This is a genomic window from Massilistercora timonensis, assembly GCF_048354975.1.
In the GTDB taxonomy this organism is placed as follows: Bacteria; Bacillota; Clostridia; order Lachnospirales; family Lachnospiraceae; genus Massilistercora; species Massilistercora timonensis.
In genome coordinates this window covers 1-13,505 of sequence record NZ_DBGCJQ010000118.1, presented here as the reverse complement: position 1 = coordinate 13,505, position 13,505 = coordinate 1, and the positions used below count along the sequence as shown (strand labels likewise).

14 protein-coding genes and 1 pseudogene are annotated in these 13,505 nt (G+C 55.1%); all 15 read right to left on the bottom strand.

Annotation, left to right across the window (positions count from 1 at the left end; translation table 11 throughout):
* The coding region (locus tag ACML7B_RS10335) for an Rnf-Nqr domain containing protein (protein ID WP_418541115.1) at positions 1 to 113 on the bottom strand (113 nt) is incomplete at its 3' end.
* Positions 114 to 125: 12 nt separating this feature from the next.
* Positions 126 to 842 carry an electron transport complex subunit E gene (locus tag ACML7B_RS10330; protein ID WP_346708460.1) on the bottom strand — a complete coding sequence of 239 codons (717 nt, stop codon included), beginning with the start codon at positions 840 to 842 and terminating at the stop codon, positions 126 to 128.
* A gap of 12 nt (positions 843 to 854) precedes the next feature.
* Positions 855 to 1,439 carry an RnfABCDGE type electron transport complex subunit G gene (locus ACML7B_RS10325; protein ID WP_346708461.1) on the bottom strand — a complete coding sequence of 195 codons (585 nt, stop codon included), beginning with the start codon at positions 1,437 to 1,439 and terminating at the stop codon, positions 855 to 857.
* Positions 1,439 to 2,326 (bottom strand): RnfABCDGE type electron transport complex subunit D, encoded by an 888-nt coding sequence (locus ACML7B_RS10320; RefSeq protein WP_346708853.1) that lies wholly within the window; start codon positions 2,324 to 2,326, stop codon positions 1,439 to 1,441. Before ACML7B_RS10320 ends, ACML7B_RS10325 begins: the two co-directional genes overlap by 1 nt.
* A gap of 101 nt (positions 2,327 to 2,427) precedes the next feature.
* Positions 2,428 to 3,747 (bottom strand): electron transport complex subunit RsxC, encoded by a 1,320-nt coding sequence (rsxC, locus tag ACML7B_RS10315; RefSeq protein WP_106788312.1) that lies wholly within the window; start codon positions 3,745 to 3,747, stop codon positions 2,428 to 2,430.
* 182 nt (positions 3,748 to 3,929) lie between these two features.
* Positions 3,930 to 5,024, bottom strand: coding sequence for a 30S ribosomal protein S1 (gene rpsA / locus ACML7B_RS10310; RefSeq protein WP_346708463.1), 1,095 nt, complete (start codon positions 5,022 to 5,024; stop codon positions 3,930 to 3,932).
* Positions 5,005 to 5,862: a 4-hydroxy-3-methylbut-2-enyl diphosphate reductase gene (ispH, locus tag ACML7B_RS10305; protein ID WP_346708464.1), complete on the bottom strand. Its 858-nt coding sequence runs from the start codon at positions 5,860 to 5,862 to the stop codon at positions 5,005 to 5,007. The genes rpsA and ispH overlap by 20 nt, the downstream gene beginning before the upstream one ends.
* Before the next feature lie 116 nt (positions 5,863 to 5,978).
* Positions 5,979 to 6,635, bottom strand: a complete 657-nt coding sequence (cmk, locus tag ACML7B_RS10300) for a (d)CMP kinase (RefSeq protein WP_346708465.1) — start codon at positions 6,633 to 6,635, stop codon at positions 5,979 to 5,981.
* A 22-nt stretch (positions 6,636 to 6,657) separates the two neighbouring features.
* Entirely contained in the window at positions 6,658 to 7,272 is a 615-nt protein-coding gene (locus ACML7B_RS10295; protein ID WP_418541113.1) for a formate/nitrite transporter family protein, read from the bottom strand.
* A 10-nt stretch (positions 7,273 to 7,282) separates the two neighbouring features.
* Positions 7,283 to 8,137 (bottom strand): bifunctional 5,10-methylenetetrahydrofolate dehydrogenase/5,10-methenyltetrahydrofolate cyclohydrolase, encoded by an 855-nt coding sequence (locus ACML7B_RS10290; protein ID WP_418541112.1) that lies wholly within the window; start codon positions 8,135 to 8,137, stop codon positions 7,283 to 7,285.
* Positions 8,138 to 8,158: 21 nt separating this feature from the next.
* Positions 8,159 to 8,788 carry a cyclodeaminase/cyclohydrolase family protein gene (locus tag ACML7B_RS10285; RefSeq protein ID WP_346708854.1) on the bottom strand — a complete coding sequence of 210 codons (630 nt, stop codon included), beginning with the start codon at positions 8,786 to 8,788 and terminating at the stop codon, positions 8,159 to 8,161.
* 16 nt (positions 8,789 to 8,804) lie between these two features.
* Entirely contained in the window at positions 8,805 to 10,484 is a 1,680-nt protein-coding gene (locus ACML7B_RS10280) for a formate--tetrahydrofolate ligase (RefSeq protein ID WP_346708468.1), read from the bottom strand.
* A 31-nt stretch (positions 10,485 to 10,515) separates the two neighbouring features.
* Positions 10,516 to 11,922 (bottom strand): dihydrolipoyl dehydrogenase, encoded by a 1,407-nt coding sequence (gene lpdA, locus ACML7B_RS10275; RefSeq protein ID WP_418541110.1) that lies wholly within the window; start codon positions 11,920 to 11,922, stop codon positions 10,516 to 10,518.
* A gap of 18 nt (positions 11,923 to 11,940) precedes the next feature.
* Positions 11,941 to 12,939 (bottom strand): lipoate--protein ligase, encoded by a 999-nt coding sequence (locus ACML7B_RS10270; RefSeq protein ID WP_418541108.1) that lies wholly within the window; start codon positions 12,937 to 12,939, stop codon positions 11,941 to 11,943.
* Positions 12,936 to 13,505 (bottom strand): annotated as a pseudogene (locus ACML7B_RS10265) (aminomethyl-transferring glycine dehydrogenase subunit GcvPB); the annotation flags it as partial. The gene ACML7B_RS10270 and the pseudogene ACML7B_RS10265, both read right to left, overlap by 4 nt.

Sequence of the window (13,505 nt, the reverse complement as noted above, 5' to 3'; positions counted from 1 at the left end):
GCCGTCTCTGTCTTCTTGGAAACACCCAGGAAGGAACAGATACCGAGGAACTGGCTGAGTACGACGTTACTTACAAGCGCAGATCCAACTGCGATCAAAATCAATTCTGCCATTTTCTACTCCTCCTATTCCTTTCCATTCCCGGCTCCAGACGGACAGCCGCCGCAGGTCGCGCAGTCCGCGCCGCAGCCGGACTGGATCTTGGACGCATCCTTGCCCTTCTTCTCCAGGTTGATCTTTACCTTGTTCTGGATCGCCGCCAGCACTGCCAGTACCAGGAAAGCTCCCGGCGCCTGAACAAAGATGGCCACCGGCACATACCCGGCTGTTCCCGCAGCCGTATCCGCAACCGGAAGCAGCTGATAGCCAAATGCCTGTCCGGAACCGATGATCTCACGGACCAGACCGATGGCGATCAGGGCAACCGTAAATCCAAGGCCCATGCCAAGTCCATCAAAGATGGACGGCAGCACCGGATTCTTGGAAGCATAGCTCTCCGCACGTCCCAGAATGATACAGTTTACAACGATCAGCGGAATGTAGATTCCCAGCGCGCTGTAGAGGGACGGGGTAAATCCTTCCATCAGGAAGTCAACAATGGTTACAAAAGATGCCACAACTACGATAAACGCCGGCATACGCACAGAATCCGGAATGATCTTGCGCAGCATGGAGATCAGAAGGTTGGACATGACAAGCACCGCCGTAGTGGACAGGCCCATGCCGATACCATTGACCGCCGATGTGGTGACCGCCAGCGTAGGACACATACCCAGCATCAGAACAAAAATAGGATTTTCCGTTATCAGACCATTTTTTAATCTTTCGCCACAACTATTCATCTCAACTACCTCCTAAAACGCATTCTGGAAATAACCAAGCGCTGTGTTCACCGCGCCGGTCACTGCTCTTGTTGTGATGGTGGCGCCGCTGATGGCATCGATGGGTTCTCCCTCGCCGCCGTCTTTGGATACATAGAACCGCTCAGCCTGTACTCCCACATACTGCTCATAGAAGGAAGGCTCCTGGGCTTTCATTCCAAGTCCGGCCGTTTCGCTGATGGAGAGGAAGGAAACTCCGCTCACCGTGCCGTCCGCGGTGATTCCGACTGTGATCTGGATGTCACCGCCGTACCCTTCACCGTCTGTTACCGTAACTACATAGCCAGTCTCGCCGCCGTCAACCGCGCAGACTTCGTCCACCGTAGCGTCCACGCCCAGGTCTTTGACAACCTGCGCCGCTACGTCCGCGTCTACATCGATCTGCTGGAAAGCATCCTCGGAAGCTTCCGGGAACACTGCCTGCCAGGCTTCTTTCTTAGCCGCTTCCTGTGTCCTGGCGATAGGCTCTGCCGTGATCTCATACACCAGTCCCAGAAGGAAACCTGAGATAACCGTGATCACCGTCAGGATGATCGTATTTCTGATAATCTTGTTCATTACTTCTCTCCTCCTTTACCAAATGGTTTTGGAAGAGTAACCTTCTCGATCAGCGGAACCAGAAGGTTACTGATAATGATCGCGTAGGAAACGCCCTCCGCGCTGCCGCCGAAGATCCGGAACAGACCGGTCAGAAGACCCAGGACGATACCATATACGATCTGGCCCTTCTTGGTGATGGGGGACGTTACATAGTCGGTGGCCATAAACCAGGCTCCCAGCATAAGGCCGCCGCCGCACAGGTGGGCGGTGATGTACTGAGGATCGAAGAATCCGATCTCCGGATGAGCCACGTGGCCGAAGATCCCCACGAAGATCGCGAAAGTCACGATGTAGGTTCCCGGGATCCGAAGGTCAATAACGCCCATCAGGATCAGGAAGATGGCTCCGATAATAATGGCGATCACAGAAGTCTCTCCGATGGTTCCGGGGATGGTTCCGATCAGCATGTTCATGGTGTTCACCTGATCCAGGGCTCCCTCCTTCACATAGGAAAGGGGCGTAGGACCTGTCACGCCGTCATAGACAAAGGTTGTCATCTGACCGGCAAAGGAGATCATCAGGAAACATCTTGCTCCCAGGGCCGGGTTCATGAAGTTCTGGCCCAGACCTCCAAACAGCTGTTTTACCACCAGGATGGCGAAGATACCGCCCAGCACGCCCATCCACCATGGCGCTGTGGGAGGCATGTTCAGTCCCAGCAGGAGACCGGTAACGACTGCACTGAAGTCGTTGATGGTTATTTTCTTGTGCATCAGTTTCTCATACACGTACTCGGTCAGTACAGAAGAAACTGTGGTGCTGATCAGCATGATCAGCGCAGATAAGCCAAAGTTATACACTCCGAAGGCAGATGCCGGCAGCAGCGCGATGACTACCATGAGCATAATATTGCCGGAGGTAACTTTGTCACGAATATGTGGTGAAGACGACACTTTTAATTTGTTCTCACTCACGTTTGTTCACCTCTTCCTCAACATTCTTTTGATTATTTCTTCTTGCGGTTCGCAAGCGCAATCTTTCTCATGGAACCGATCGCCTGTTTCAGCTGGCGTTTTGCAGGACATACGAAGCTGCAGCAGCCACATTCCATACATTCCAGACCCTCGTGGGCGGTAAATGCTTCCTCATCATGATGTTCCGCGTAATCCGCCAGTCTGGACGGGATCAAACGGCTTGGACAGGCATCCACACACCGTCCGCAGTTGATGCAGGCAGTGGATTCAAACTTGGAAGCCTGATCCCTGGTGAATCCCAGGATCGCAGATGACGTCTTGGTCACCGGGACATCCAAGGTAAACATGGCAAATCCCATCATGGGACCGCCGGAGATCAGCTTCTCCGGTTCAGATTTAAATCCGCCGGCCGCCTCTACAAGCTCTGCCTGGTTCATACCAAAGGGCACACGGAAGTTCCCCGGCTTCTCCACCGCGTCGCCGCTGACCGTAACCACACGCTCCATGGAAGGCTTCCCTTCCACTACCGCCTGGTAAATGCTGATCATGGTAGCCACATTGTCTACCACACAGCCTGCGTCTGCCGGCAGCATAGCGGAGTTGATGGCCCGCCCGGTGGTAGCGTAGATCAGCTGACGCTCGCCTCCCTGGGGGTACTTGGTCTTCAGGGACACAACCTCCATCCGGGGCTCGTCCTTGGTAAGCTCCTTAAGCTTTGCGATACAATCCGGCTTATTATCTTCCACGCCAAAGATCCCTTTGGCGTTGTCAAACAGCTTGAGCACCACTTTCATGCCGCCTACCAGCTTCTCCGGCGTCTCCAGGATACACCGGTAGTCTGCGGTGATGTAAGGCTCACACTCCGCACAGTTTGCGATCACGTAGTCGATCTTGTCCGGCTCCTTGGGGGACAGCTTCACCTTGGTGGGGAAACCGGCTCCGCCCATACCAACCACACCCGCTTCGCCGATGGCGTTCAGGATCTCTTCCTTGCTCATCTCTTCCAGCGGTTTTGTCTCCGGATATTCAACCTCTTTGTACTCCCCGTCATTCTCGATCACGATACTGTTGACCGTGCCGCCGGTGGGGTTCAGGTGAGGTTCGATCGCTTTTACAGTTCCGGATACGGAAGCGTAGATAGGTGCGGAAACAAAGCCGCCTGCTTCCGCGATCTTCTGTCCTTTCAGAACCACATCCCCAACTTTAACGACTGGTGCAGCCGGGGCGCCGATGTGCTGCGAAACCGGATAGACCAGGTTTCCAGTTGGCTTCAGATCGACGATTTCTGAGCCCTTTGCCAGCTCCTTGCCGTCATCCGGGTGGATACCACCCTTAAATGTTAACAATGCCATTCCTTTTCCTTCCTTCCTTTTTACTCTCTTTTATAACTATACAAGAAAACGCCCCTTTTATCTAGTGAAAAAGGTGAATTCCTTGTACATTTCCAGATACACCTTGACGCTTTTTTAACAGACAAAGGATAGAGACCGATCAGCCTCTATCCTTACTGAATTCCATGTGATATTTTCCAGGATTATGCTTCCTCAGAATCACCGTTGTCCACACTTTCTGCCTCAGCAGACTCTAACGCTTTCATGCTCAGGCTGATCTTCTTCTCATCCACATTCAGATCTACGATCTTGGCTGTGATCACCTGACCTACCGAAAGTACATCGGAAGGCTTGTCCACGTGAGCTCTGGAGATCTGGGAAACATGGAGCAGCGCGTCCACGCCCGGGGTCAGCTCTACGAATGCGCCAAAATCTGTCATTCTCGCAACCTTGCCCTCGATCACCTTGCCTACCGCGTAATCCTCAGCAGCGTTGGCCCAGGGATTGGTCTCCGGGAACTTCAGGCTCAGGGCGATCTTGGTGTCGTGGATATCCTTGATCAGCACCTTCACGGTCTCGCCTACCTGGAAGACCTTCTTGGGATTCTCAACCCGTCCCCAGGACATCTCGGAAATGTGAAGCAGGCCGTCGATCCCGCCAAGGTCGATAAATGCGCCGAAGTCGGTCACATTCTTAACCGTTCCCTCTACGGTATCTCCTACTTTCAGTTTCTCAAACAGTTCTTTCTGACGCTCAGCCCGCTCAGCTACCAGAAGCTGTCTGCGGTCGCCGATGATGCGGTTTCTTCTTGGATTGAACTCGCTGATCACGAATTCGATCTCCTGATCCTGATATTTGCTCAGGTCCTTCTCATAGGTGTCAGAAACCAGGCTTGCCGGGATGAAGACTCTCGCCTCCTCGATCACTACGCTTAAGCCGCCGCCCAGGATCTGGGTTACCGGAGCCTTCAGCACTTCGTGATTCTCATAAGCCTCTTTCAGACGCTCATTGCCCTTCTCAGCCGCCAGTCTCTTATAGGTAAGGAGAACCTGTCCTTCTCCGTCATTCACCTTCAGAACCTTTACCGTCATTGTATCGCCAACAGACACCATGGTTGTCAGATCCACGTTGGGCTCGTTGGTGTACTCATTTCTCATGATGATCCCGTCCGCCTTGTATCCGATATTTAAAATGATCTCATCTGGTTTTACATCGATGACGGTACCATCAACGACCTCTCCATTTCTGATAGTCTTAAATGATTCTTCCAACATTTGTTCAAAAGTTTTTTCTGACATTATTTTGAACCTCCTCAATTATTTTGTTGGGCGTGGATGCCCCTGCTGTAATACCTACTGTTTCCACGGACCTTAATTGATTCATATCCAAATCGTCAAGTGTCTGTATATAGTACGTATCCGCGCATGCATTTCTGCAGATTTCAAATAACTTTCGAGTGTTTGAACTTCGCATGTCGCCGATCACGATCATCGCATCCACCCGCTTCGCAATGTCATAAGCCTCTTCCTGACGCTCTTTTGTGGCACTGCAAATCGTATTTAAAACATTTATATCATACCGCTTTTCCTCAATAATTTCAACTAATTCTTTGAATTTATTGTAATTAAATGTCGTCTGGGAAACCACACAGACCTTCTGCCCCGGATCCGGGATCTGAAAGGCTGCCGCCTCCTCTTTAGTCTGGATGATGGTCACCTCCCCTTTGGCCCAGCCGCTGATACCCACCACCTCCGGGTGTTCCGGGTTCCCGATGATAATGATGTGGGCGCCTTTCTCGCTTTCTTCGGCCACGATCCGGTGGATCTTCTTGACAAAAGGACAGGTGGCGTCCACACAGCGGATCCCTTTTTCTTCCATCAGATCGCAGATCTTCTTTGGGACCCCGTGGGAACGGATGATCACGGTCCCTTCCGTGACAGCCGCCAGTTCCTCTTCTGTCTCCAGAACTCTGACGCCCTTTTGTTCCAGATCCTTCACCACCTCTGCATTGTGGATGATAGGCCCGTAAGTGTAAATTGGCTTTTCGCCTTCTCCTTCCGCCTGCTGATAGACGGTGTCCACCGCCCGGCGGACGCCAAAGCAGAATCCCGCTGTTTTCGCCAGCTCGATCTTCATGACAGATTTCTCTCCTTCCCCGGCAGCGCCCACAGACAGGGCATGAAAAACTGCCAGAAATAAATGCTCTGTTAAACATAGTAGCACAGATTTCTGGCAGTTGCCACAGGATTCTTTTATTTGCATAATTCTGCGATAGCCGCAGTCACTTCCGGGATGGTCATATCCGAACTGTCAATGAGCACCGCGTCATCCGCCTGGCGAAGAGGCGCTGTCTCGCGGGTCATATCCCGCTCATCCCGCTCCCGGATATCCGCTTTGATCTCTTCCAGGTCGCAGGAAACTCCCTTCTCCTGAAGCTCATCATAGCGCCTTCTGGCCCTGGTCTCAACGCTGGCGGTGAGGAACACCTTCACATCTGCTTCCGGAAGCACGCAGGTCCCGATGTCCCTGCCGTCCATCACCACATCTTCTTCCTGCGCCAGCCCTCTCTGAAGATCCAGGAGCTTGGCCCGCACCTCCGGGATAGCGGAGCTTTTGGAGGCCATATTTCCCACTGCTTCCTCCCTGAGTCTTCCGGTCACATTAACCCCGTTGAGATAAACCTGCTGGAGCCCTTCCTCGTACCGGATCTTCACCTCTGCCTGGCCTACGGCCCGGATGATCTTATCTGTATCCTCCGCCCGGATCCCCTGATCCAGGAAATATACTGCCAGCGCCCGGTACATGGCGCCTGTATCTACATAGATGAATCCTTTCTCCTTCGCCACCAGTTTGGCGATGGTGCTTTTCCCGGCACCGGCCGGCCCGTCGATAGCTACTTGATATCCCATGATCATTCTCCTCTTTCAAAATTTATGGCTGCACCCGCTTAAGCGCAGGGATCAGCATACCTCCCAGGCTGTTCCCCAGGGTCATGACAAGAAGATATCCAAACGTCTTCGCCGACCATACCCCCGCCAGGGAAAAATAAAACATATTGGCGATGCAGTGTTCAAACCCGCACAGGATAAATACGCTGACACAGAAGATCAGGATCAGCGGATTTTCCTTGCTCTTAAACCCGTCTACCGCCACATACATCAGGATCCCGCAGAAGACCGCCAGGATCAGGATACTGAAAGGATCGTCCCCCAGCTTGGTCTGGCAGATCCCAAGGACCCGCTCCCTTAAGCCGCTCCCCACCCGGGTCTGCAGAATAAGGGCCGCTCCTGCGGCGGTTCCCAGAAGATTCCCGATCCAGGTGGCAAGAAGAAGCATAAGATAAGGAGCCGGCTTCTCCTGCTCCACCAGATATCCCACTTTACCAGTATACAGATAGAGACCGTTCAGCACAATGGCGTAGAGCCCCACCGCGAAAAGCACGCTTCCCACCACCGGCTGCTCCACAGACAGATAAACAGTCCCTCCGATGGAAATGGCCAGCCCTGCGCCAATGCCCTGAAGGCAGATCATCATCATTCGTTTCATCCCAATTCTCCTACTTTCTCTGCAGATATCCGGCGCTGCGGAGCACATGAGCGGCCAGCACCGAAGTGGTCACGCTTCCCACGCCCTTTGGCACCGGGGTGATGGAATCCGCTTTTTCTTTTGCCTCTTCAAAATCCACGTCTCCGCAGAGATTCCCGGCTTCGTCCACATTGATCCCCACATCCACTACAACGGCGCCTTCGCCCACCATATCCCCGGTGATCATCTTTGGCTTTCCTGCTGCCGCCACCAGGATCTGGGCGGCCCTGCAGGTGGCTGCCAGATCCTCCGTGCGGGTATGGCAGATGGTAACGGTGGCGTTTTTCTTCAGAAGCAGCATGGCCGCCGGCTTCCCGATCACCATGCTCCGTCCTACCACCACTGCCCGTTTCCCTTTTGGATCGATGCCGTAGGCATCCAGCATGGTCATCACAGCCTCTGCCGTGCAGGGGGCGAATCCTGTCTCATCTCCGGCAAAGATCTTCGCCATATTTACCGGACTCATGCAGTCCACATCCTTCCGGGGATCCATGAGAGCCTTAAGGGGCTCTTCCGAGAGATGTCCCGGAAGGGGCCGGAAGACAAGAATGCCGTGGATGGCCGGATCCTGGTTGATCTCCCGGAAGGTTTCCTCCAGCTTTGCCTGGGAAATGTCTTCCGGAAGTTCCACTACCTGGCACCGGATGCCCACCAGTTCCATCCGCTTTTTCGCGCCCCGCTCATAGCTTAAGTCGTCCGGCCGCGCTCCTACCCGCAGGATACAAAGCGTGGGTTCCACGCCCTGGCTTTTCAGTTCTTCGGTCTGACAGATCAGGTCTTCCTTCATGGACTTTGCCACGTCTGTTCCCATCATGACTGTACTCATTCTTTTCTCTCCTTTTTACGGTCACTGCTGCCGGAGCTGTTTCAGCACTTTCTGGTAAATCTGCTCCTTCTTCCGGCCGCCTTCTTCGATCAGCCGGTCCGCCTGCCGGTCCAGCGCCTCCGCCCTCTCCCGGTCCTTCATCATCCCGGTATTGATAAATACATTGAGGGAAGCGCCCTCCAGCGCGGCCTGGGCAAACAGGATACCCACGCCTACATCACTTAACGCCAGCCGGCTTCCTTTCTCCCCCAGAAGCTCCAGCTCCTCCATCACTTCAGCGATGGTCTCCATGATCTCCAGGGGAACCAGACTGGCCTCATAAAGAGCTGTCTCCATGACCGCCTCCTTGTGAGCTTTTTGCTCTGGCGTCTCCTTTGGAAGGCCATAGGCTTTGGCAAGGGGCTCAAAGGCTTCGGCATCTGCGTCTGTCAGACGGATCAGTTCCTTCTGAAGCCCTCGCAAATGCTCCAGGCTTTCTTTGATCTCCTCTTCCACCCCGGCGTATTTCTTCTTCCCGATGGTGAGATTCGCCACCATCATGCCCAGGGCGCCGGCGAAAGCGCCCACCGTGGCGGAGGCTCCTCCCCCGCCCGGCACTGGCTCTTTGGAAGACAGCACATCGAGAAATTCCGTGGTCTTTTTCTCCAGCATCATGATCCCGGTCCTCCTAGAACAGTCCGGAGATCACGCCGTTGGCATCCACATCGATCTTCTCAGCCGCCGGCACTTTGGGAAGTCCCGGCATCTTCATAATATCTCCGGTAAGGGCGACCAGGAATCCAGCTCCTGAGGAAGCGGTGATATCCCGGATGGTGATCCGAAATCCTGTAGGACGGCCCAGCTTCTTGGCGTCGTCCGTCAGGGAGTATTGGTTCTTGGCCATACAGATGGGCAGTCCGCCCAGCCCGATCTCTTCCAGAGTCTTGATCTCCTTGTTGGCCTTAGGTGTGTAATCCACTCCGTCCGCCCCGTAGATCTTGGTGGCAATGGCCTCGATCTTCTCCTTGATGGACAGATTCAGATCATAGGCGTATTCCATGTGGCTGTCCTCCTCGCAGAGACGGAACAGCTCTTTGGCCAGCTCTTCTCCGCCTTCTCCGCCTTTGGCCCATACCTGGGACAGCGCCACGTTGACGCCCAGCTCTTTACATTTCTCCCGCACAAATTCGATCTCCGCCTCTGTGTCTGTAGGGAACTGGTTGATGGCTACCACTGCGGGGAGATGATATACCTGGGTAATATTTTCCACATGCTTCAGAAGATTGGGGATTCCCTTCTCCAGCGCCTCCAGGTTCTCCTCCTGCAGGTCGGTCTTTGGAACGCCGCCGTTGTATTTCAGGGCCTTGATGGTGGCCACGATCACAACTGCGTTTGGTTTCAGGCCTGCCATCCGGCACTTGATGTCCAGGAATTTCTCTGCCCCCAGATCCGCGCCGAATCCTGCCTCTGTCACCATGTAATCCGCCAGCTTCAGTCCCATCTTGGTGGCGATCACACTGTTGCAGCCGTGGGCAATATTGGCAAAAGGTCCGCCGTGAACAAAGGCGGGAGTTCCTTCCAGGGTCTGGACCAGATTAGGCTTCAAAGCGTCTTTCAAAAGTGCTGCTACCGCGCCTTCTGCATGCAGGTCGCCGGCAGTCACCGGTTTGCCGGAACGGGAGTATCCCACGATGATCCTGGCCACCCGCTCCTTCAGATCCAGAACGTCGCTTGCCAGGCAGAACACTGCCATGATCTCGGAGGCCACGGTGATATCGAAACCGTCCTGACGGGTCACGCCGTCCGCCTTGGCTCCCAGGCCGTCCACGATGCTGCGGAGCTGCCGGTCATTCATATCCACGCACCGCCGCCAGGTTACCCGGTTGGTGTCAATATCCAGGGCGTTTCCCTGATGGATGTGATTGTCCAGCATGGCCGCGATCAGATTGTTGGCCGCGCCGATGGCATGCAGGTCGCCAGTGAAATGCAGGTTGATGTCCTCCATGGGGACCACCTGTGCGTAGCCGCCGCCGGCAGCGCCGCCCTTCACGCCAAATACCGGTCCAAGGGAGGGCTCTCTTAAGGCCACCATGGTCTTCTTGCCCAGCCGGTTCATGGCGTCTGCCACGCCGATGGTGGTGGTGGTCTTGCCTTCTCCTGCCGGAGTCGGGTTGATGGCGGTCACCAGGATCAGTTTGGCATCCGGACGGGACTCCAGCTCATCCTTATAATACCGGTAGTCGATCTTGGCTTTGTATCTGCCGTAGTTCTCCACATAATCCTCCGGGATCCCCAGGCTGTCCGCGATCTCCCGGATCTCCTTCATCTTGGCTTCCTGCGCGATCTCAATGTCACTTTTAAATCCCATTGCTTTCTCCTCCTCACTCAATCTCCTGTCATCATCGTTTCCTGCGGGGCACCACATGGACAGCTCCGCCTTCCAGTTCCTCCAGGGCCTCGCCTACGCCTTCGTTGTAGGTGGGATGGGCCCGCATCCCACGAAGCAGCTGCTTTGCGGTCAGCCCGTTGGCAACCGCCGTCGCCAACTCGCCGATCATATCAGTGGCCCGGGCGCACATCATCTGAGCTCCCAGGATCACGCCCGACTCCTCTGCTGCCAGGATCTTCACAAATCCCCGCTCTTCTCTGGAGATCAGGCTCTTCCCGTTGGCGCTCATAATGAACTTGCCCACCCGCACAGGGATCCCCTGCTCTTTGGCGTCCTCTTCTGTCAGTCCCACCGAGGCGATCTCCGGATCGGTGTAGACACAGGAGGGAACCACGGAAAGGTCCACAGAAGCGCTCCTTCCTGCCAGATGTTCCGCCACCACAGTTCCCTGGGCGCTGGCAGTGTGGGCCAGCTGCATGCCGAAGATCAGGTCGCCGATGGCATAGACTCCGGGGATGCTGGTCTCAAACTTCTCATCCACCAGCACCCGTCCCCGCTCCATGTCCGGCAGGGCGTCTTCTGCGAAAAGTCCCTCTGTATTGGGAACTCTTCCCACCGCGCAGAGCACGTACCGGGCGGATACCTCCTGCTCTTTTTCCTTCTCCGTGAACCTTAGGACATAGCGGCCGTCTTCCTCCGCCACCTCCTGCACCGACGCAGAGGTGTGGATGTCAACGCCCCGCTTTTTTAAGATCATCTTCAGGTTCTGTGAGATCTCCTTGTCCAGGTTTGGCACCAGTCTGGGCAAAGCCTCCAGGATGGTCACTTTCGTCCCAAGGCCCGCGAACGCGGTGGCAAATTCCACGCTGATCACCCCGCCGCCGATGATAGCCAGGCTCTCAGGGCATTCCTGAAGACGAAATAATCCGTCGCTGGTGAGCACTCCCGGAAGATCCATTCCCGGGATGGACAGAAGCAACGGTTTGGATCCTGCCGCCAGGATGATATGGTCCGCGGCATACACTTCTTCCTTCTCCTCCGTGGTGACCCGCACCTTCTTCCCGGCAAGCAGCGTCCCCTTCCCGGCAAGGCGGTCCACACCGTTCCCTGCAAGAAGCTGCTCCACACCCTGCACCAGGGCGTCGGTGGTCTCTTCTTTGTAGGCCAGGATCTTCCCGTAATCAAAAGAAACCCTTCCTGTCTCCACGCCAAACCGGTCTGCCTCCCGAGCGGACCGGTAGGTTTCGGCTGCATGGATCATGGCCTTGGCCGGGATGCACCCCCGGTTCAGGCAGGTCCCTCCTGCCCGGTCTTCTTCCACCACCGCCACGTGAAGTCCCAGCTTTGCCGCCCGGATGGCCGCCACATAGCCGCCCGGTCCGGCGCCGATCACCATCACATCATAGTGTTGTCCCATCTTTTTCCTTTCTCTTCTCTACAGCTCCATGCTGCCAAACCAATCTTCCAGATCCTGCAGCATAGTGGTTTCCTCCCGGCTGCCCCCTCGGATCTCTCCCATGGCAGCCAAAAGATCGTCTCTATTATAACACACTCCGGTCAGAGAGTCTTCTATAATTTCCATCAAACCTGGTTTCAGGGAATCGGAATAGATCTTAAGCGCCCGGATCCGGCCGCTTTGGACCTGAAACCAAAGTTCCATCCCTCCCCAGGAGAACCGCTTTGACGCCTGGTATTGAAACTGGATCCGTTTCCCGTAGAGCCAGTCCCAGGAGGCATATTTCTCCTGTTTTTCTGCCAGCCTTTCCAGATCCAGGTCCTCCTTTGAGATCCTTTTGGCCTCCAGGCCGTATACCTCTTCCAGGACAGATACCAGAGCATTCTTTAGCTCTTCCACCGTAAGGTCCGGCTTGAACTCCCTTAAGTTCGCCACCCGGGATCTCACCGAGGCCACCCCTTTTGACTCCAGCTTTTCTTTGGACACAGTAAGATATCGGGTCAGGCTGTCTTTGTCCACATCCACCATCAGGGTGCCGTGGTGATACCAGGTATCCCCCTGCTCATAGAAGGCATTTCCGGAAAATTTTTTTCCTTCCACCAGAAGATCGTTGCGCCCCGACTTCTCCGCCGGGATCCCAAGCCTTCGCAGCGCCCCCAGGATCACCTCCAGCTGCCGGGGAATATGATAATCCTCTTTTCCAACCACAAAGGTAAAATTAAGATTCCCCAGGTCATGGAAGACCGCTCCCCCGCCGGAAAGGCGGCGGGCCAGTTTCCCGCCCGCCTGCTTAAGTTCTTCCGTCCGGCACTCGGCCCAGGCGTTCTGATTCCGCCCGATCACCACCGTCTTCTGGTTCTGCCACAGATAGAGGATACCTATATCTCTCCCGCAGGATTCCAGGAGCAGTTCCTCCAGCGCCAGATTCTTATAAGGATCAAAGGAATCACTCTCCAGGAAGAACAGCTTCCCGATCATGCCTGTCCCTCTTCCCCGGAAACGGCTTCAAAATCATACCGCAGCACCGGATGTCTGGCCGCGTTCACCTCGTCCAGCCGGGTCACCGGTGTGGTCACCGGAGCCTGATGGAGCTTCTCCGGCTCGGTCTTCGCCAGCTCATAGAGCTCCCGGAATACCTGGATGGCGTCATCCAGGGTCTCCCTGGACTCTGTCTCAGTAGGCTCCGCCATCAGCGCTTCCTCCACGATCAGCGGGAAATACATGGTAGGCGGATGGATACCCCGGTCCAGAAGTCCCTTGGCGATATCCATGGCCGAGATCCCCGTCTCCTTCTTCAGGTCCTTCAGGCTCATGACAAATTCATGCATACAGATCTTGTCATAGGCCATGGGATAGAGATCCTTTAATCCGTGCATCAGGTAGTTGGCGTTGAGCACCGCGTTCTGGCTGGCCTCCCGGACGCCTTCTCTTCCCAGAGTCAGGATGTAGGCAAGCGCCCGCACCACCACCAGGAAGTTCCCGTAGAAATCCTTCATCTCCCCGATACTCTTCTCTGCTTTCTGAGTAGAATAACCCTCCCCGTC